The sequence below is a fragment of the Leifsonia virtsii genome (genome assembly GCF_030433675.1).
In the GTDB taxonomy this organism is placed as follows: Bacteria; Actinomycetota; Actinomycetes; order Actinomycetales; family Microbacteriaceae; genus Leifsonia; species Leifsonia virtsii.
Window position 1 is genome coordinate 178,398 of sequence record NZ_JAROCB010000003.1, and the last position, 16,760, is coordinate 195,157.

21 protein-coding genes are annotated in these 16,760 nt (G+C 72.8%); 8 read left to right on the top strand and 13 right to left on the bottom strand.

Annotation, left to right across the window (positions count from 1 at the left end; genetic code table 11):
• Positions 1 to 57: 57 nt before the first annotated feature.
• Positions 58 to 282 carry a hypothetical protein gene (locus tag P5G59_RS11700; protein ID WP_301219083.1) on the bottom strand — a complete coding sequence of 75 codons (225 nt, stop codon included), beginning with the start codon at positions 280 to 282 and terminating at the stop codon, positions 58 to 60.
• A gap of 232 nt (positions 283 to 514) precedes the next feature.
• Here P5G59_RS11700 and P5G59_RS11705 point away from each other — a divergent pair, with 232 nt between their 5' ends.
• The 3 genes from P5G59_RS11705 to P5G59_RS11715 are packed head-to-tail and all read left to right on the top strand — an operon-like array spanning position 515 to position 4,666.
• Positions 515 to 1,699: an EfeM/EfeO family lipoprotein gene (locus tag P5G59_RS11705; protein ID WP_301219085.1), complete on the top strand. Its 1,185-nt coding sequence runs from the start codon at positions 515 to 517 to the stop codon at positions 1,697 to 1,699.
• The gene (gene efeB / locus P5G59_RS11710) at positions 1,696 to 2,919 is read left to right on the top strand and encodes an iron uptake transporter deferrochelatase/peroxidase subunit (protein WP_301219087.1); all 1,224 of its coding nucleotides are present in this window, start codon (positions 1,696 to 1,698) and stop codon (positions 2,917 to 2,919) included. The genes P5G59_RS11705 and efeB overlap by 4 nt, the downstream gene beginning before the upstream one ends.
• A gap of 58 nt (positions 2,920 to 2,977) precedes the next feature.
• Positions 2,978 to 4,666: a phospholipase C gene (locus tag P5G59_RS11715; RefSeq protein ID WP_301219089.1), complete on the top strand. Its 1,689-nt coding sequence runs from the start codon at positions 2,978 to 2,980 to the stop codon at positions 4,664 to 4,666.
• Between the two features lie 160 nt (positions 4,667 to 4,826).
• Here P5G59_RS11715 and P5G59_RS11720 read toward each other — a convergent pair whose 3' ends face one another.
• The 5 genes from P5G59_RS11720 to P5G59_RS11740 all read right to left on the bottom strand — a co-directional run bounded on the left by P5G59_RS11720 (position 4,827) and on the right by P5G59_RS11740 (position 8,264).
• Positions 4,827 to 5,678 carry an SDR family oxidoreductase gene (locus P5G59_RS11720; RefSeq protein WP_301219091.1) on the bottom strand — a complete coding sequence of 284 codons (852 nt, stop codon included), beginning with the start codon at positions 5,676 to 5,678 and terminating at the stop codon, positions 4,827 to 4,829.
• On the bottom strand, positions 5,675 to 6,046 hold the full coding sequence (locus P5G59_RS11725; protein WP_301219093.1) for a VOC family protein: 372 nt from the start codon (positions 6,044 to 6,046) through the stop codon (positions 5,675 to 5,677). Before P5G59_RS11725 ends, P5G59_RS11720 begins: the two co-directional genes overlap by 4 nt.
• A 42-nt stretch (positions 6,047 to 6,088) precedes the next feature.
• The gene (locus tag P5G59_RS11730; protein WP_301219095.1) at positions 6,089 to 7,309 is read right to left on the bottom strand and encodes an alpha/beta hydrolase family protein; all 1,221 of its coding nucleotides are present in this window, start codon (positions 7,307 to 7,309) and stop codon (positions 6,089 to 6,091) included.
• Between the two features lie 84 nt (positions 7,310 to 7,393).
• Positions 7,394 to 7,798, bottom strand: coding sequence for an NUDIX hydrolase (locus tag P5G59_RS11735; RefSeq protein WP_301219097.1), 405 nt, complete (start codon positions 7,796 to 7,798; stop codon positions 7,394 to 7,396).
• 16 nt (positions 7,799 to 7,814) lie between these two features.
• On the bottom strand, positions 7,815 to 8,264 hold the full coding sequence (locus P5G59_RS11740; protein ID WP_301219099.1) for an SRPBCC family protein: 450 nt from the start codon (positions 8,262 to 8,264) through the stop codon (positions 7,815 to 7,817).
• Between the two features lie 90 nt (positions 8,265 to 8,354).
• Between P5G59_RS11740 and P5G59_RS11745 the strand changes: the two genes are divergently transcribed.
• Positions 8,355 to 9,263: a 5'-3' exonuclease gene (locus P5G59_RS11745; protein ID WP_301219613.1), complete on the top strand. Its 909-nt coding sequence runs from the start codon at positions 8,355 to 8,357 to the stop codon at positions 9,261 to 9,263.
• Between the two features lie 16 nt (positions 9,264 to 9,279).
• Here P5G59_RS11745 and P5G59_RS11750 read toward each other — a convergent pair whose 3' ends face one another.
• A complete protein-coding gene (locus P5G59_RS11750; RefSeq protein ID WP_301219101.1) occupies positions 9,280 to 10,488 on the bottom strand; it encodes a GDSL-type esterase/lipase family protein in 1,209 nt (402 codons plus the stop codon).
• Between the two features lie 61 nt (positions 10,489 to 10,549).
• Entirely contained in the window at positions 10,550 to 11,119 is a 570-nt protein-coding gene (locus P5G59_RS11755) for a TetR/AcrR family transcriptional regulator (protein ID WP_301219103.1), read from the bottom strand.
• A gap of 94 nt (positions 11,120 to 11,213) precedes the next feature.
• On the opposite strand from P5G59_RS11755, the gene P5G59_RS11760 reads away from it, so the two are divergent.
• Entirely contained in the window at positions 11,214 to 11,651 is a 438-nt protein-coding gene (locus P5G59_RS11760) for a tautomerase family protein (RefSeq protein ID WP_301219105.1), read from the top strand.
• A 21-nt stretch (positions 11,652 to 11,672) separates the two neighbouring features.
• On the opposite strand, the gene P5G59_RS11765 is transcribed toward P5G59_RS11760, so the two are convergent.
• Positions 11,673 to 12,602, bottom strand: coding sequence for an aldo/keto reductase (locus P5G59_RS11765; protein ID WP_301219107.1), 930 nt, complete (start codon positions 12,600 to 12,602; stop codon positions 11,673 to 11,675).
• 84 nt (positions 12,603 to 12,686) lie between these two features.
• Between P5G59_RS11765 and P5G59_RS11770 the strand changes: the two genes are divergently transcribed.
• A complete protein-coding gene (locus P5G59_RS11770; RefSeq protein ID WP_301219109.1) occupies positions 12,687 to 12,959 on the top strand; it encodes a TetR family transcriptional regulator in 273 nt (90 codons plus the stop codon).
• Positions 12,960 to 12,968: 9 nt separating this feature from the next.
• Positions 12,969 to 13,502, top strand: a complete 534-nt coding sequence (locus P5G59_RS11775; RefSeq protein ID WP_301219111.1) for a hypothetical protein — start codon at positions 12,969 to 12,971, stop codon at positions 13,500 to 13,502.
• A 1-nt stretch (position 13,503) separates the two neighbouring features.
• Here the strand turns inward: P5G59_RS11775 and P5G59_RS11780 are convergent, their stop codons facing one another.
• The gene (locus P5G59_RS11780; RefSeq protein WP_301219113.1) at positions 13,504 to 13,794 is read right to left on the bottom strand and encodes a hypothetical protein; all 291 of its coding nucleotides are present in this window, start codon (positions 13,792 to 13,794) and stop codon (positions 13,504 to 13,506) included.
• 82 nt (positions 13,795 to 13,876) lie between these two features.
• Between P5G59_RS11780 and P5G59_RS11785 the strand changes: the two genes are divergently transcribed.
• Entirely contained in the window at positions 13,877 to 14,392 is a 516-nt protein-coding gene (locus P5G59_RS11785; RefSeq protein WP_301219115.1) for a tetratricopeptide repeat protein, read from the top strand.
• Here P5G59_RS11785 and P5G59_RS11790 read toward each other — a convergent pair.
• From P5G59_RS11790 to P5G59_RS11800, 3 genes are all read right to left on the bottom strand, one after another.
• Complete coding sequence (locus tag P5G59_RS11790; protein WP_301219614.1) at positions 14,389 to 15,177, bottom strand: TspO/MBR family protein; 789 nt, start codon at positions 15,175 to 15,177, stop codon at positions 14,389 to 14,391. The genes P5G59_RS11785 and P5G59_RS11790 overlap by 4 nt on opposite strands.
• Before the next feature lie 134 nt (positions 15,178 to 15,311).
• Positions 15,312 to 16,100: a putative protein N(5)-glutamine methyltransferase gene (locus P5G59_RS11795; RefSeq protein ID WP_301219117.1), complete on the bottom strand. Its 789-nt coding sequence runs from the start codon at positions 16,098 to 16,100 to the stop codon at positions 15,312 to 15,314.
• A 31-nt stretch (positions 16,101 to 16,131) separates the two neighbouring features.
• Positions 16,132 to 16,743 (bottom strand): flavodoxin family protein, encoded by a 612-nt coding sequence (locus P5G59_RS11800; protein WP_301219119.1) that lies wholly within the window; start codon positions 16,741 to 16,743, stop codon positions 16,132 to 16,134.
• Positions 16,744 to 16,760 lie beyond the last annotated feature (17 nt).

The window sequence follows — 16,760 nt, forward strand, 5'->3', positions numbered from 1 at the left end:
CGTCAGGCAGCCCAGACGGAGATACGAACGTTCGAGCGCTGATGTGACGCACGAACGCTAGAGCCCGCCTCCGCGCAGGGCCCGGAGCACCCGCTGCAGCACGCTCTCGTGCACGGCCGCGGCGCCCTCCTCCGCCGGCTCCCTGTCGTTCTCGGCGAAGCCGGAGTAGCCGCACTCCTGGCAGACGAGCAGGTCGCGGTGCACCGCGAGCCCGGCGCCGTAATAGGGGTTGCTGACCAGACGCGCCGCACCGCGGCACTGCGGACAGCTCGCCTCGCGCATGCGCACCTTCCCCCAATGGTTCTGAACATCATGCGCCCTTCTTGCTGGGAGTCGCGATCGGCCTGTTCGCGGCACGAACGGGTTGCCAGGGGCGTGTCCCCCGCACGGGGGCAGGAGGGTGACGGTCCGATGAACTCCGCGTGAAGGCCGGATCCTGCCGGTCCGGGCGCTCTTAGGATCGCTGACGCCGGGACGACCGGACCACCCCCATCCCCCTGGAGGCCTTCCGCCGATGTCTGCTCGCGCCCGGCTGACCGCGATCCTCGCGGTGGTCGGCGCACTCGTCGTGGTCGCGACAGTGCTCGCGATCGCGCTGCGGCCGGCGGCGACCGGCGCGGCGGCCCCGACCGCCTTCGAGGTGAGCGCCGGGATGGACGACTGCGGCCGCGGGTGGGGCGGCGACGGCCACGCTGCGAAGGTCCCGGGCGGCGAGCAGACGCTGACCGTCACGAACACGACGGTCGCGGGCATCGAGGTCTACCTGCAGGAGGTCGACAGCAAGCGCGTCTACCTCGACCTCGAGAACCTCGGCGCCGGCGCCCACGCCACCGTCCGCGTCGCCCTGGCGGCGGGACGCTACCGCGTGGTGTGCCTGCCGGCCGACATGGACCCGGTGCGCGGCCCGACAGTGACGGTCGGGACAGCCCCGCCCGGATCGCCGCTGACTCCGGGCATCGTGCCGGTCACACGCAACGACCTGATACCGGTGACGAAGGTCTACAGCGACTGGGTCGGCTCCCGCATCCCGGTGCTGCGCGCCCAGGCCGCGGCCGTCGCGGCCGATGCAGAGGAGGGCGACTTACCGGCCGCGAGACGCGACTGGCTGACCGCCCACTCCACGTACCAGACGCTGGGCGGAGCCTACGACGCCTTCGGCGAGGTCGGCGAGCAGCTCGACGGCCTGCCGCACGGCGACCCGACCGGCTTCCACCTGGTGGAGGCTCAGCTCTGGCAGGGAGCGCCGGCGAGCGCCGTCGCCGCCTCCGCGCAGTCACTCGTCGCGCTCGTCGACCGGCTTCAGACGCAGTTCGCCGAGGCACAGCTCGACCCCGGAGAGGTCGCCCTGCGCGCGCACGAGATCGTGGAGGACGCCATCCAGCGCACCCTCACCGGGGCCGACGACGCCGGGTCGCACACGTCTCTCGCCACGGTGGATGCGGAGCTGAGCGGCGCGGAGGCCGCCCTCGCGCCGCTCCACGACATCCTGGCCTCGCGCTACGACCGGCTGGCCGAGACGCAGCAGGCGCTCGCCGACGCGCACCGGGCCGTGGAGGCGCAGCGCGGCGCGGACGGCACCTGGACTCCGCTCGACGCCGTGGCCCGTCCCACCCGGGAGCGGATCGACGCGGCGCTGGACCGTGCGGTCGAGCTGCTGGCGCCGGTCGCCGCGATCTGCGACCCGAGGAGGGAGCCATGACCACCATCGACCGCCGTGGGTTCCTGTCAGCATCAGCCGCGACCGCGGCGACCGCCGGGCTCGCGGGCGTCGCCGCGTCCGCCACCACCGGCCGCTCCGCCGCCGCCGTGCCGGCGTCCGCCGCGCCGCCCTTCCACGGCGCGCACCAGCAGGGCATCCTCACGCCTCAGCAGCCCGCGGCGTCCTTCCTCGCGCTCGACGTGACCGCCGCATCCCGTGCCGAGCTCGCCGACCTTCTGAAGACGGTGACCGAGCGCGCCCGCTTCCTCACCACGGGCGGCACCCCGCCCGACCCTGGTCTCTCCGCGCCCCCGCGCGACTCGGGCGTGCTCGGACCCGACGTCGTCCCGGACGACCTCACCGTGACCCTCTCGGTCGGCGCCTCCCTCTTCGACGACCGGTTCGGCCTCGCGCAGCGGAAGCCCGCGCGGCTGCGCACGATGGACGAGTTCCCCGACGACTCCCTCCGCCGGGAGGTCTGCGACGGCGACCTGCTGCTGCAGGTGTGCGCGGCCCACCGCGACACGGTCACCCACGCCGTGCGCGAGATCGCCCGGGCGACCCGCGGCGCGATGCAGGTGCGCTGGCGGCAGGACGGCTTCGTCTCTCCGCCGCGGCCGAGCGGCACCCCGCGCAACCTGATGGGGTTCAAGGACGGCACGGGCAACCCCGACACCGCCGACGCCTCCCTCATGTCGCGCCTGGTGTGGGCGAAGGGCGGCGGACAGGAGCCGGACTGGGTGACCGGCGGCAGCTACCACGTCGTGCGCGTCATCCGGATGCTGGTCGAGTTCTGGGACCGGGTGAACCTGCACGAGCAGGAGAGCATGATCGGCCGCCGCCGCGACACCGGCGCACCGCTCACCGCCTCCGCCGAGCACGACGACCCGCACTACGAGAACGACCCGACCGGCGACGTGATCCAGCTGGACGCGCACATGCGGCTCGCGAACCCCCGCACCCGCGACACCGACGACCAGCGGATGCTGCGCCGGGGCTACAACTACGACGGCGGCCTCGACGCGAACGGCAACCTCGACATGGGCCTGGTGTTCGTCGCCTTCAACCAGGATCTCGACCGCCAATTCGCCACCGTGCAGAAGCGACTGGCCGGCGAACCCCTGACCGACTACATCCAGCCGTTCGGCGGCGGCTACTACTTCGCGCTCCCCGGGGCTCGCGACTCCTCCGACTGGCTCGGGCGCACGATGCTCGCCTGACCGGCCCGAGGCCGCCCGTCATGACCGTGCCGGGCTCGATGAAAAGGAAGAAGGAATCGTGTTCAGACCCTCCCGTCTGCGCCGCTCCCCGATCGCCCTCGCGGGGGTCGCGCTCGCCGGCGCGGCCGCCCTCGCCGGCGCCGGGATCCTCGCCGGCGCGCCCGCGTCGGCAAACGCCGGCGGCTCGCACGCCGACCACTCCGACCAGACCGCCACCCCGATCAAGCACCTCGTCGTCATCTTCGGCGAGAACGTCTCGTTCGACCACTACTTCGGCACCTACCCGAACGCGGCGAACACCGACGGCACCCCGTTCACCGCCGCCAAGGGCACGCCGAAGGCCGACACGCTGACCACCTCCGGCACCCTCACCAAGAACCCCAACCTGTACGCGCCGAAGCGGCTCACGCCCGCGCAGGCCGTGACGTGCGACCAGAACCACGGCTACGCCGCCGAGCAGGCCGCGGCCGACGGCGGCAAGATGGACCTCTTCGTCCAGAAGACCGAGAGCGACACCTGCACCGGCGCCTACGCGGCCCCGGGCCTCGTCATGGACTACTACGACGGCAACACCGTCACCGGCCTGTGGAACTACGCCCAGAACTACGCCATGAGCGACAACAGCTGGGACACCACGTTCGGCCCGTCGACGCCGGGCGCCCTCAACCTCATCTCCGGGCAGACGCACGGCGGCACCGCGTACGACCCGAAGACGGGAGCGGTGCTGACGACCTCCACGGCCGTCCAGTCGGCGGACGCGAAGGGCGTCGGCACGGTGATCGGCGACCCCGACCCGGCCTACGACGACTGCTCCGACAACGACCACACGGCCTCCTCGCCCGTGGTCGGGATGTCGGGCCGCAACGTCGGCGACCTGCTCAACGCCCGCGACGTCACCTGGGGCTGGTTCCAGGGCGGCTTCACGCCGACCACCGCGTGGAACGGCCAGGCCGGCTCGTACGCGAAGTGCGACGCCACCACCGCCAACATCGCGGGCGCGACGCCGAAGGACTACTCGCCGCACCACTCGCCGTTCCAGTACTACAAGTCGACCTCGAACCCGCACCACCTGCCGCCGACCTCGGTGAAGGCGATCGGGCACACGGACCAGGCCAACCACCAGTACGACCTGACCTCCTTCGACGCCGCGCTGAAGGGGAACGAGCTCCCCGCGGTGTCGTTCCTGAAGGCCCCGGAGGCGCAGGACGGCCACGCCGGCTACTCCGACCCGATCGACGAGCAGAAGTTCGTCGTCAACGAGATCAACGCCATCCAGAAGTCGGACAGCTGGTCGAGCACCGCGGTCGTCGTGGCCTACGACGACTCGGACGGCTGGTACGACCACGTCGCGCCGAAGGTCACCAACGGCTCGAACGACACGGCCGTCGACTCCACCGTGTGCACCAGCGTGAAGCACGCGGCCGGCGGGTACGCCGACCGCTGCGGCCCGAGTCAGCGCCTCCCGCTGCTCGTGGTCTCGCCGTGGGCCGCGCAGAACCGCGTGGACCACACCCCGACCGACCAGGCCAGCATCCTCCGCTTCATCGAGGGCAACTGGCGCACCGGCCGGATCGGCGACGCCTCGTTCGACACGCGCTCCGGCTCGCTCGGCGGCCTGTTCGACTGGTGGCACCCGCAGCAGCGCCAGGTGCTGCTCGACCCGGCGAGCGGCGCGGTGACGTCGATCGTCCCGACCCGCCCGCACTGGCCGGCGCCGCCGCGCGGCGGCTGGGACGCGCAGCCCTGACCGGCTGACGAACCGACGCGAGGGGCGGTCCGCCGTGCGGGCCGCCCCTCAGCGCGCAGTCGGCTCCAGCCGTCGTGAGCGATCGAACGGCCGAATCTCCTGCTGGGCCGCCTTCCGTCGGAGATTCGGAGCTCGAACGGCCGAATCTCCGACCGGCGCGTCAGCGGAGCTCGTCGCGGAGGAGCTCGTCGAGCGAGAGCGGCCGGCGGCCGGTGACCCGCTCCACGTCGTCCGTCACGCCGGCGAGCTCGCCCGCGGCGATCGCGGTGTAGGTCGAGACCCAGGCGTCGTTCTGCCAGTCGGGCGCGTGCCACTTGGCCCGGGAGGCGTAGGCCTCCGGAATCGTCTCGTCGTGGAAGGAGACCGGCCGGCCGGTGTGGCGCGAGAGCTTCTCCGCGACCTCGGCCAGGGTGAGCTCCTCCGGACCGGTGAGGTCGTAGGTCACATCGACGTGCTGCCCGGGATGCTGCAGCACGGCCGCCGCCACGCGCGCGACGTCCGCCCGGGCGACCATCGCTGCGCGTCCGCTGCCGGCCGGGCCGCGGATGACGCCGTCGTCGCCCACCAGGTACTGCGCGAAGTCGAGGTAGAGGTTGTCGCGCAGGAAGGTGTGCCGCATCCCGGAGGCCAGGATGCGCTGCTCGGTCGCGAAGTGGTCGCGCGCCAGCGTGAAGGTCGCGTCCGGCGCCGCCCCGAAGAACGACGTGTAGACGATGTGCTGTACGCCCGCGTCGGCCGCCGCGTCGACGAACGCGAGGTGCTCTCCCAGCCGCTCGGCGTTCTCCGCGGCGGACACCATGAACAGGGTCTGGACGCCGTCGAGCGCCGCCAGCACCGCCTCCCGGTCACTGTACGTGGCCGCCGCGAGGGAGGTGCCGGGGTAGCGCGGGGCGCGCTCCGGCGACCGCGCCAGCATCCCGAAGGGGACGCCGGCGTCGGCGAGCAGGTCGGCCGTCAGCCGGCCGACGGCACCGGTGACCCCGGTGACGGCGAGAGTGGTCGTATCAGTCATGCGGACTCCCAGCAGAGACAGAACGGATGGCCGGACGGGTCGGCGTAGACCTGGAACCCGTCGGAGGCGTCGAGGTCGTCGGCGGCGCGCAGCAGCAGGGCGCCGGCAGCGAGGGCCTCCTCGTGCGCTCCGCGGATGTCGTCGACGTACAGGTCGAGGTGCGCCTGCTGCCGCGGACCGTCCGGCCAGCGAGGCGGCTCGTGCCCGGGGTCGAGCTGGAACCCGAGCCGCGGCTCCCCGTCGACGTGGACGCTGCGCCAGCCCTCCTCGTCACCGTGCACCTCGCCGCCCATGATGGCGGCCCAGAACGCGGCCTCGCCCTCGATGTCGGCGGTGTCGAAGACGACCATCTCGCGCCTGATCCGCATGGCAGCATCCAACAGCAGCCCACCGACATCGGCAACCGCGGGTCAGCGGCCGAGGCGCTCGTCCAGCCAGTCGAACATCCGCTGCTCGGTCAGCGCCCGCGCGAGCGGCTGGACGTGGAAGTCGGCGCCCTCGGCCTCCGAGAAGCGGACCAGCGTGGAGACGGACGGCGTGAGCGCGGCGAGCCGCTCCGACTGGCCCGGCCAGAACTGCTCGTGCTCCGGGTCGGTGATGAGCAGCGGAGTCGTTATGCGCCCGGCCACCTGCTCGACCGAGTACTGCAGCACGGCCCGGAGGGTCTCCGCGTAGCCGGTCGTGCCGTACGGCCTCGCCCGGAACCGCCAGGTGTTCGCGAGCTCGTGCGAGAACTTCATGCCGAGCTCCATGTCGCGGTCGAACTTCGCGTCCTCGCCCTCGTCGAGCAGCTTCCGCAGGTTGCCGGGCAGGTGGTCCGTCCAGGAGGTGGAGACGTCGACGACGCCCGGGTCGGCGACCGCGGCGGCGAAGCGGTGCTCGAAGGCCAGTGCCCGCGGCACCCAGTAGCCCGCCTGGCTGATGCCGTAGAGCGCGACGCGGTCGGCGTCCACCCCGGTCTGCGCGAGCGCGAAGTCGAGCACGGGTGTGAGCACGGCCTCCCAGTCGGGCCGGAAGGGCACACCGCGCTCGAACAGCATCGACTGCTGGCCGGGCCCGTCGAAGACGAGGGCGTCGTAGCCGCGGCGGAGGGCGCCGGAGACGGCGGACGACCACAGACTGGTGAGCGCGCCGTCGCTGCCGTTGACGACGACGAGCAGCGGGCGGGACGCGGTCTCTGCCCGCGCGCCAGGCGCACGGAACAGGTAACCCGGCAACGTGGTGTCCTGGTAGGGGATGGCGACCCTGGCGATGTCGAGGTCGACCGCATCGACCCAGGCGTCCCATGCCGCCCGGTGCTTGCGGAAGGTCGGTAGCAGCTCGTCCTCGCTCTCCAGCGAGGCGACGGCGTTCACCGCGGTCGCGTAGTAGGAGGCTGCGCGCAGGTACGCGCTCGCCGCGCTCACGGTGCGCCCGGCCTCAGCCGAGGCGTCCGCCTGCGCCGCGATGCGGTCGCCGAGACCCAGCCACGCGCGGAACCAGCCGTCGTAGTCCTTGTCGTCGACGCCCTGGACGGCGGCGAGCACCTCGCCGATGTCGGCGGCGCCGCTGAACGACTGACCGATCGTCGTTCGGATCTCGAAATCGAAGTCGTCGTTGCCGGAGAAGCGGAACTCATGGGTGTGCGCCATGACACCACCCTGGTCCCGCCGGGCCACGCGCGCCAGCCCTCATGCGGGAGGCGCGCACCCGGCGACGGGCACCCGGCGGCCGGGTCAGTCGATCAGGCCGAGGTCGACCAGCCGGCGGAGCACCTCCGTGCCGGCGGGCGGGCAGCGGTCCGCGTCGGCGCTCGTCGTCCAGTGCACGGCGCCGACCTCCGCGGACGGCACGGGGTCGTCGCCGGTCCACGCCCGGAACACCCGCATGTGCACCTGACGCCCCTCCGGCTCGCCGTGCGCCTGGGTTTGCACCTCGAAGAGCTCCTCCAGGTCGTCCGGGTCGAGCTGCAGCGAGACCTCCTCGAACGCCTCACGAGCGGCCGCCTGCGCGGCGGTCTCGCCCGCATCCACTTTGCCGCCCGGCATGTAGTAGACGTCGCGGTCGCGCGCGGTGACCATGAGCACCGTGCGGTCGCGCACCACCGCGACGGCGGAGACGACGATGGGGGCTGCTGTCACTCGTCCACGCTAGCGCTCACGGCGCCTCGACGACCTGGGTCAGCTTGCGGAGGCCCTTCTCGAAGTCGCCGCCGATCAGCTTGTCCAGGTTGACGAACCGCGTGTACAGCTTCTGCGGCGTCTCCATGCGCCAGGTGACCCGGGTGGACTCGCCCTCCGGCTCGAGCACGAAGCGCAACTCGTTCGACGAGCGGAACGGCCGGGTGAAGTCGAGGTGGATGCCGACGCCGTCGGGGTCGACCGCGGTGATCCGCATGGAGCCGGCTCCGGCCTTGCGGTTGCCCGACCAGGTGTAGGCCGAGCCGACCGCGCCCGGCTCGCCGCTGTACTCGCGCGTCAGGTCGGGGTCGAGGTCCTCCCACGGCGACCACTGCGCCCACTCGGGCAGGCGCGAGATGAGCGGCACCAGCTGCTCCGGGGTGGCCCGGATGCGGGCGGTGCGTTCGACGACGACGGTTCCTGCCATGCAGCAGACCCTAGCGCCCGGCGGTCCCGGCAGGAAGCATTCCGGCCTCCCCCGTGAAGTGGCAGGATCGGGTGCGTGACCGGCCGAACGATGCTGCTCGACAGCGCCTCCCTCTACTTCCGCGCGTTCTACGGCGTGCCCGACACGGTGAAGGCCCCGGACGGGACGCCGGTGAATGCGGTCCGCGGGTTCCTCGACATCATCGCCAAGCTGGTCACCGACTACCGGCCCGAGCGGCTCGTGGCCTGCTGGGACGACGACTGGCGCCCGGCCTGGCGGGTGGAGCTCATCCCGAGCTACAAGGCCCACCGGGTGGCGACGCTCGTGCCGGGCGGCGTGGACGTGGAGGAGACCCCGGAGGCGCTGGTCGCCCAGGTGCCGATCATCCGGGAGGTGCTCGACGCGGTCGGGATCGCCATCGTCGGCGCCGCGCACCATGAGGCGGACGACGTCATCGGCACCCTCGCGACGGTGACACCGCGCGCGGTCGATGTCGTGACGGGCGACCGCGATCTGTTCCAGCTCGCCGACGACGAGCGCGACGTGCGCATCGTGTATACCGCTCGCGGCATGAGCAATCTCGAGGTGGTGACGAGCGAGTCGCTGGAGCGCAAGTACGGCGTCCGCGCCGACCAGTACGCCGACTTCGCGGCGATGCGCGGCGACACCTCGGACGGGCTCCCCGGCGTGGCTGGCATAGGCGAGAAGACGGCTGCGGCGCTCCTGGCCGAGTACGGCGACCTCGCCGGCATCGTCGCCGCCGCGGAGGATTCCGGGAGCGGCATGAAGCCGGCCGCGCGTGCCCGGTTCGCCGCTGCCGCCGACTACCTCGCGGTCGCGCCGCGCGTCGTCGAGGTCGTCCGCGACCTCCCGCTGCCGGAGGTGGACGCGACCCTGCCCCTGACGACCGCGGAACGGCGCGAGGCGCTCGACGCCCTGTCGGAGCGCTGGGGCCTCGGCGGCTCGCTCGGCCGACTGCTCACCGCGCTGGAGCGCTGACCGGAGCGCTCTCCGCTCAGCCCTCGGCGACGGGCTCGAATCGCCACAGCTCGCGCTGGGCGAGCAGGGCGAGCTCGCGCAGCACGTCCAGGTCGGCCTCGCCGTCGGCGCGCTCGCGCGGCGTGCGGCCGAAGACGCAGATGGCGCCGATCCGGGTGCCGTCCGGAGCCTCCACCGGGTAGCCGGCGTAGTAGCGGAGTCCGGCCGGTCCGGCCACGAGCGCGCTCCCGGAGAAGCGCGGGTCCTCGACGGCGTTCGGCACCACCATCCCGTCGGGTGTCTGGATGGTGTGGATGCACGCCGACTGCTCGATCGGGATCTCGTCCAGCACCGCGCCGGCCGAGGCGAACGGCCACTCCTTCACGTCGTCGAGCACCGTGAACATCGCGATCTCGGTGCCGAGGGTGCGCTTGGCCGTGCCGACGATGCCGTCGAGGCGCGCGTCGCCGCCGCGGCTGCCCAGCTTGAGGCGGGCGATCGCCTGCGCGCGATCGGACCCCTCGCTCGCGGCGGCGGCGCTCGGAACATCCCGTTCGTGCAGGGCTGGGATGAGCGCATCCACGATCTCCCGAGCCCAGTGCAGGTAGTCGCTCGGCGTGCGGTGGCGTCCGCCTGCGCCGGGCGGAGGTCCGGACAGCGGGACGAAGACCGCCCCCGCCTCGCCGCACACCTCGTGTGCGATCCGGTTGAGCAGTTCGGCGTGATCCTGGGCGACCTGCCCGGGCCGCGAGTCGAAGGACGGGATGGAGCGGATGGGCTGCGCGCCCAGCCAGACCACGGTTCCGGCGCTCGCCGCGACCGTGTCGGCGAGCAACGTCTGCAATCGAGCCCGCCACGCCTTCGGCTCAACCATGCGCACGGCGTCCGCGACGGCTCCGCTGAGGACGACCGCGTCGTAGCGCCCCGGCTCCGCGCTGCGCACCATGCGACGCAGCCGTCGCACGCCGGCCGAGTGGTGCGGCACGACGTCCACCACGGCCCCGCGGCCGGTCGACGCGGCGAGCGCCCGTGCCATCGCCCCGGGGAGGGCGAGGTCGTAGCTGCCGACGCCCCAGCCCATGGCGGGACCGGAACCGACCAGCAGCACCCGGAGCGGCCTGCGCCCGGCGACGAACGCCTGGCGTCCGTCGAGCGGCCGCACCAGACGGGAGCGGACGGTCGCGACGTGGAGGAGCCAGAGCCGCATCGCCGCTCGGCGCGGCAGCGACATCCGTTCGTCGTCCACGCCTCCGACCGTAACCCAGTCGGTCCCCCGCCTCCAGTCGCCCGCCGCGCCGGTGTTCGCTCTACGGCGTGCCCGTTCCGTCGAGCTCGCGGGCGCGCGCCAGCAGCGACTCGCCCACCAGGTCGAGCGGGCGGGTGCTCCGCTGCAGGCGGGCAAGCACGACCGCGCCCTCGGCGGAGGCGACGAGCACCGTGGCGAAGTCGCCCGCCTCCGGCTCTGGCACGCCCGCGGCGGCGAGCAGCCGGGTGAGGTTCGCCATGGAGGAGTCGAACACCTCCGCCGCCTTGTCGAACAGGGCGCCGTCCGGCGCGGAGACCGCGACGGCGAGGACCGGGCAGCCGGATTCGAAGGCTGAGCCGGTCAGGACCGCGCGCCAGAAGGCGAGGAAGGCCTCCGTGACGCCGACCGCGGTGTCGCCGGCGCGTTCGGCCACCCAGCGGTCGTGCGCCGCGGTCGTGCGGACGAGCGCCTCGCTGAACAACTGCCCGCGGCCGCCGGGGAAGTGGTGGTAGATGGAGCCGCGCGGCGCCCCGGTCTCGGCGAGCATCTTGCCGAGCGATGCGCCGTTCACCCCCTTGCTGGCGAGGAGGCGGATGGCGCCGTCCAGCATGCGGTCCCTGGTGTCGTCCATCGCGCCCGCCCTCCGTCGATTATGACGTTGATCATAATGACCGCGGCTGCCAGGGTCGAGATGTCGTCAGTCCGCATCCCGATCGGAGAACACCATGCCCATGATCGACATCTACGCGCCCGCCGGCACCTTCGCCGACCCGCACGCCCTCGCCGCCGCCGCGGCCGCGACGGTGAAGGACGTGGAAGGCGTGCCCGACATCCCGATGTTCCGGTCGAACACGGCGGCGTTCGTGCACGAGCTGCCCGCGGCCCACCTGTCGGACGTCGACGGGAGTGGCGACCACGTCCGCGTTCAGGTGCTGACGAACGCCGGAGCGCTCGACCGGGAGAAGCAGCTCGTCGTCGTCGAGCGGCTCACCGCGCTGGTCGCCGAGGCCGCGGGGGATGCGTCGCTCGTCGACCGCACGTGGGTGCTGCTGACGGAGGCCGCGCCGGGCGGCTGGGGCTTGTGGGGGCACGCGCACACCGACGAGGAGCTGGTCCAGGCCGCTCGGGCCGAGATCGGCCGGCTCCAGCAGAACGCCGGCTGAATCCGCGCGCCCCCACGGGCTTTACGGCAGCGTGTGGCCCGCCGTGGTGAACAGGCGGTACCACTCCTGACGGGTCAGCGGGATGTCCGAGCCTGCCGCCGAGTCGCGCACCCGCTGGGCGTTCGTCGTGCCGAGCACGACCTGCATCCCGGCCGGGTGGCGGGTGATCCACGCGACGGCGATGGCGGTCGGGGTGACGCCGTACTTCTCGGCCAGCTCGTCGATCGCGTCGTTCAGCTCCGCGAAGTTCTCACGGTCGCCCAGGAAGACGCCGTCGAAGAAGCCCTTCTGGAAGGGCGACCAGGCCTGCAGCACGATGTCGTGCAGGCGCGCGTAGTCAAGGATGCCGTTGTCGCGGTCGATCGACTGGTCGAGGCCCGCCATGTTGGCGGCGACGCCCTGGGCGATGACCGGCGCGTGCGTGATGCTCAGCTGCACCTGGTTGGCGACGAGCGGCTGCGACAGCGAGCGCTGCAGCAGCTCGATCTGACCGGGCGTCTGGTTGGAGACGCCGAAGGCGCGCACCTTGCCCGCGCTCTGCAGCTCGTCGAAGGCGAGGGCGACCTCGTCCGGCTCCACCAGGGTGTCCGGGCGGTGCAGCAGCAGGATGTCGAGGTAGTCCGTCTTGAGCGCCTCCAGGGACTCGTCGACCGTGCGCAGGATGTGCTCGCGCGAGAAGTCGAAGTAGCCGTCGCGGATGCCCACCTTCGACTGGATGACGACCTGGTCGCGCTCGGACGCGGGCACGGCGCCGGCGTCGCCGAAGCGGCGCTCACAGCCGTGACGCTCGGTGCCGTAGATGTCGGCGTGGTCGAACATGGTGATCCCGAAGTCGCGGGCGGTGCGGACCAGGGTACGGATCTCCTCGTCGTCGAGGTCGGAGATGCGCATGAGACCGAGGACGATGTTCGACGCCTCGATGTCGGTGCGAGGGAAGGTGAAGGTCTTCATGTGTTCCATCTAACCCCTCGTCAACCCCCTGGCGGCGCGGATTTCCGCGACTACCGTTCGTGAGGCTACAGAAGGAGCCCCGCGATGACCATGACGCCCGATTTCCGTACCCCAGTCGAGGACTTCGCGCGCGAGACGGGACTCCGCGGGCGGCCGCCGATCGTGTCGGGGTACATCGTGCACGCGCTCGGACGCGACTTCCGTGTGACCGACGAGATGGCCCGCATCTTCCTCAACCAGGTGGAGCGCGTGGCCTCGACGGACGCGTCCGCCCTGGTCGTGCTCCGCCACGAGCACGGCGTCGAGCTGCTGCTGGTGACCGACGACAACTCGTTCTCCATCCGCACCGCCTCGTAGGCTCGTCCCGTGGAGGGCGGGACGGACGAGGACGCGATCGCGCACATCCACGCCGTCGTGAGGGACGCGGTCGACGCGCTGGCCGCCGCGGGAGCACGGCAGGAGGCCCTGGCCGAGCTGGTCCCGGCCCGTCGGGTTCTGCTCATCCGCAGGGAGCCCGTCCTGCGGAGGACCGGCAGCGTCTGGCGGCTCGGCGTCTTCCTGCTGGACCAGGACGGCGTGCTACGGGCGACCGGCTCGCTGGTGCGGGCGACGCCTCCCGGACGCCCTCAGGGGTTGGCGCGGTCGGTGGAGGAGAGGCGGGCGCTGCGGGCCGCGGCCCAGCGCGGCGGCTTCCGCGACGGCGAGACCGTGAACTTCGCCGCACCGCCGATCGGGCTGGAGGCCGAGACGCTGCGCTCGTCGGCTGGCCCGCTGTTCGTGCGCGACGGGCGCGCGCTCGTGCGCTGGAGCGCGGCGGCGGGCGACGACGCGGCGCGCGAGTTCGGCGCGTACCTCGGCGAGCGGGTGGACCTCCTGGCCCAGCCGCCCGAGGGCGCCTGACTCAGGAGCCCGACGGAGCGGACGAGCCGGAGCCGTTCCCCTTGCCGGTGACCTCGTCGATCTTGGCGGACGCCTTCTCGGTCACCTTGCTGACGGTCTCGCTGACCTTGTCGCCGACATCCGACGCGGCGCGGCCGGCGAAGTCCTTCACGTCGCCCTTCACGTGCTGCACGGTGTCGGAGTCCGCGAACCCGCGCCACTTGGTGCGCAGGTCCTCGTACGCGCCACGCCCCGCGCGCGAACCGATGACGAAACCGACGGCGACTCCTGCGGCAAAGATGATGATCTTCATGGCGTGCACCGTACGCGCGACGCGCGGCCCGCGACAGGGGCGGTCGGCAAGGTCGGAGCATCGGCCGCATTAGGGTGATCGGATGCCGAACACCACCGACCCGGCCCTGCTGGAGCGCCTGCGCGAGCTCTTCGAGGCGCGGGACCGCGATCACATGCAGCCGACGATCGACGCGCTCCGCGACGTGCTCGCCGAGCACGCCGACGACCCGCACGTGCTCTACGAGGTCGGCGGAGCGTACGACACGGCGGGCGAGGAGGAGACGGCCGCCGGGTTCTACGAGCGGGCCCTCGACGCGGGGCTCAGCGGCGACACGCTGCGCCGCTGCCTACTGCAGTACGGCAGCACGCTGCGCAACCTCGGACGCTTCGACGAGTCGCTGGCCGCTCTCGACCGGGCGCTGGAGCAGTTCCCGGAGTCCGAGTCCGTGCGCGTCTGGCACGCGCTGTCGCTGCACGCCGCCGGCCGCAGCGACGCGGCGGTGGCGGAGCTGATGGAGGTCGCCGTCGACGGCATCCGGACGCCCGACCTGCAGCGCTACCAGGCAGCGATCCGCGGCAACGCGGAGTACCTGCGGTCGCTCGACGCCTCCCGCTAGCGGCGTCGCCCGGGGCCGGGCCGCGAGACCCGCACGGCCAGCGCGACCAGCAGGATGAGCGCCGCCGCGGCGAACGCGCTGACCGCCACCGGCGCCGAGGTCAGCGAGCCGGTCAGCCGGGAGACGCCGATCCACGCCAGGCCCCACGCGGAGGCGACCGCGGGGGCGAAGCGGCCTCGGTCCCAGACCGCGAGCGCGCAGCCGATCACGGTGAAGACGCCGAGCAGGGCGATCGCCCACGCGTGCGGGCTGAGGCCGAAGCCGGCGAAGCCGAGCGTCATCAGCCAGGAGGTGATGTTCGCGACCGTGGCGATCATCACCCAGCCCAGGTACAGCCCGACGACGCCGTCGAACAGCACGGCATCCGCGGTCGAGTCTCCAGGATGCCGGCGGAGCACGACGAAGGCGACGATCAGCACGGCGAGGAGCGCGACGATGGCGACCACCGACAGCGTGAGCGCTCCGGCCTGCACGGAGAGGATCCACGCGGCGTTCAGGAGCAGCGAGGCCAGCACCCAGAAGCCCGCGCGACGCTGCCGCTCCCGCGCGGCCTGCGACGGCAGTGCCTGCCAGATCGCGTAGGCGACGAGGCCGGCGTAGATGACCGACCAGATCGCGAAGGCCGGTCCGGCCGGCGCGAGCAGAGTCGCGTCCGCGCTCAGAGCTCCGCCCGCGACCTTCGGGATGGGCGTTCCGCCCGCGAACCCGGAGCCGACGACGGCGCCGATCAGCGCGACGACGCTCCCGGCGATGACCAGCGACTGCCGAACCCGGTCGAGCGCCATCACCCGCGAGCGTGCAACCTCGATCCCACTCACACCCCGCACCGTAGCCCTCCCTCCGCCCGCCGTCGAGTCCGCGAATACTGCACGCGACAGGCCGTGGGGCCGTGCAGTATTCGCGGACTCGACGGCGGGGGTCAGTGCGGGAGGCGGGCCAGCACGAGGGTGGAGGCGCGGGAGGGGGTCGAGTGGACGCGCGCGGTGAGGCCGGCGGCGGCGAAGAGCGCGGCGGACGCGGGGGCCTGCTCGGCGCTCGACTCGATGAGGAGCGCGCCGCCCGGGGAGAGCCAGTCCGCGGCCTCCGCGGCGATCCGGCGGTGCACGTCGAGACCATCGTCGCCCCCGTCGAGCGCCACCGCCGGCTCGTGGTCGCGGGCCTCCGGCGGCATGAGGGCGATCGCCTCGGTCGGGACGTACGGCGCGTTCACGGCGAGCACATCCACCGTGCCGCGGAGCGTCGCGGGCAGCGCCTGGAAGAGGTCGCCCTCGAAGACGTGCGCGGGATCGAGGTTGCGGCGGGCGCAGCGCACGGAAGCCGGCTCGATGTCCGCCGCGAACACCTCGGCCTCGGGAACGCGCGCGGCGACGACCGCGCCGATGGCACCCGCGCCGCAGCACAGGTCCAGCACGGTGGCGCCGCCCGTGCGCACCACGGCGTCCGCGGCGAGCGCCGCAGCACGCAGGGCCAGCAGCTCAGTGCGGCGGCGCGGAACGAAGACGCCGGGATCGACGTGGATGCGCTTCCCGCAGAACTCCGCCCAGCCGAGCAGCGGCTCCAGCGGCTCCCCCGCGACGCGGCGGGCGACCAGCGCCTCCAGCTCCTCCGGCGAGGCCGCCGCCTCGGTCAGCAGCCGCGCCTCGTCCTCGGCGAAGACGCATCCCGCCGCGCGCAGGCGCGCGACGATCTCGGGCTCGGGTGTCGGCACCCGGCCATGCTAGCCGCGGGCGGCCGGAGGCTCAGTACGGGCGCTCGCGGAGCAGCCGGGCGAGGTGGGCGGCGTTCTTCGCGACGACGGCGGTCGTGCTCGCGGTCGCCTCGGGCGTCTCGTCCAGGTCCTTGTAGTCGACGGACCCCATCGCCTCGCCGTTCCAGTACGTCGCGCCCTGCGACGGGATGGTGAACCCGACGTCGTTGAGGCCCTGGAACAGATCGGCGATGATCGCGTGCGCGCCGTCCTCGTTGCCGACCACCCCGACGATCCCGACCTTGCCCTCGACGACCGGCCGGCCCGCGTCGTCCGTCTCGGACAGCTCGGCGTCGAGGCGCTCGAGCGCGCGCTGCGCGATGGAGGAGAGGTGCCCCATCCACGTCGGCGTGACGATCAGCAGGATGTCGGAGGCCACGATCTGCTCCCGGATGTGCGGCCACTGGTCGCCGTCGCCCTCGTCGAGCTCGACGCCGGGCTTGATGTCGTAGTCGGCCAGCCGCACCGCGGTCCCGGTGACGTCGTGGGTGGCGAGCTCGTCGAGCACCTGGCGGGCGAGCAGCTGGCTGCTGGACTCGCCGGGCGACGGCTTCAGCGTGCAGACGAGGGCGAGAGCGGACAGGGGGCGGGTGTCATCGGTCATGCTGCGCAAGTGAACGC

What these genes read in the sequence shown, in the direction of transcription:
- P5G59_RS11700 (WP_301219083.1), bottom strand. Translation starts at nt 282, where the DNA reads ATGCGCGAGGCGAGCTGTCCGCAGTGCCGCGGTGCGGCGCGTCTGGTC.
- P5G59_RS11720 (WP_301219091.1), bottom strand. Translation starts at nt 5,678, where the DNA reads ATGACTGATACGACCACTCTCGCCGTCACCGGGGTCACCGGTGCCGTC.
- P5G59_RS11740 (WP_301219099.1), bottom strand. Translation starts at nt 8,264, where the DNA reads ATGGCAGGAACCGTCGTCGTCGAACGCACCGCCCGCATCCGGGCCACC.
- P5G59_RS11800 (WP_301219119.1), bottom strand. Translation starts at nt 16,743, where the DNA reads ATGACCGATGACACCCGCCCCCTGTCCGCTCTCGCCCTCGTCTGCACG.
- P5G59_RS11770 (WP_301219109.1), top strand. Translation starts at nt 12,687, where the DNA reads ATGACCATGACGCCCGATTTCCGTACCCCAGTCGAGGACTTCGCGCGC.
- P5G59_RS11785 (WP_301219115.1), top strand. Translation starts at nt 13,877, where the DNA reads ATGCCGAACACCACCGACCCGGCCCTGCTGGAGCGCCTGCGCGAGCTC.
- efeB (WP_301219087.1), top strand. Translation starts at nt 1,696, where the DNA reads ATGACCACCATCGACCGCCGTGGGTTCCTGTCAGCATCAGCCGCGACC.
- P5G59_RS11780 (WP_301219113.1), bottom strand. Translation starts at nt 13,794, where the DNA reads ATGAAGATCATCATCTTTGCCGCAGGAGTCGCCGTCGGTTTCGTCATC.
- P5G59_RS11705 (WP_301219085.1), top strand. Translation starts at nt 515, where the DNA reads ATGTCTGCTCGCGCCCGGCTGACCGCGATCCTCGCGGTGGTCGGCGCA.
- P5G59_RS11755 (WP_301219103.1), bottom strand. Translation starts at nt 11,119, where the DNA reads ATGGACGACACCAGGGACCGCATGCTGGACGGCGCCATCCGCCTCCTC.
- P5G59_RS11725 (WP_301219093.1), bottom strand. Translation starts at nt 6,046, where the DNA reads ATGCGGATCAGGCGCGAGATGGTCGTCTTCGACACCGCCGACATCGAG.
- P5G59_RS11745 (WP_301219613.1), top strand. Translation starts at nt 8,355, where the DNA reads ATGCTGCTCGACAGCGCCTCCCTCTACTTCCGCGCGTTCTACGGCGTG.
- P5G59_RS11730 (WP_301219095.1), bottom strand. Translation starts at nt 7,309, where the DNA reads ATGGCGCACACCCATGAGTTCCGCTTCTCCGGCAACGACGACTTCGAT.
- P5G59_RS11760 (WP_301219105.1), top strand. Translation starts at nt 11,214, where the DNA reads ATGCCCATGATCGACATCTACGCGCCCGCCGGCACCTTCGCCGACCCG.
- P5G59_RS11790 (WP_301219614.1), bottom strand. Translation starts at nt 15,177, where the DNA reads ATGGCGCTCGACCGGGTTCGGCAGTCGCTGGTCATCGCCGGGAGCGTC.
- P5G59_RS11765 (WP_301219107.1), bottom strand. Translation starts at nt 12,602, where the DNA reads ATGAAGACCTTCACCTTCCCTCGCACCGACATCGAGGCGTCGAACATC.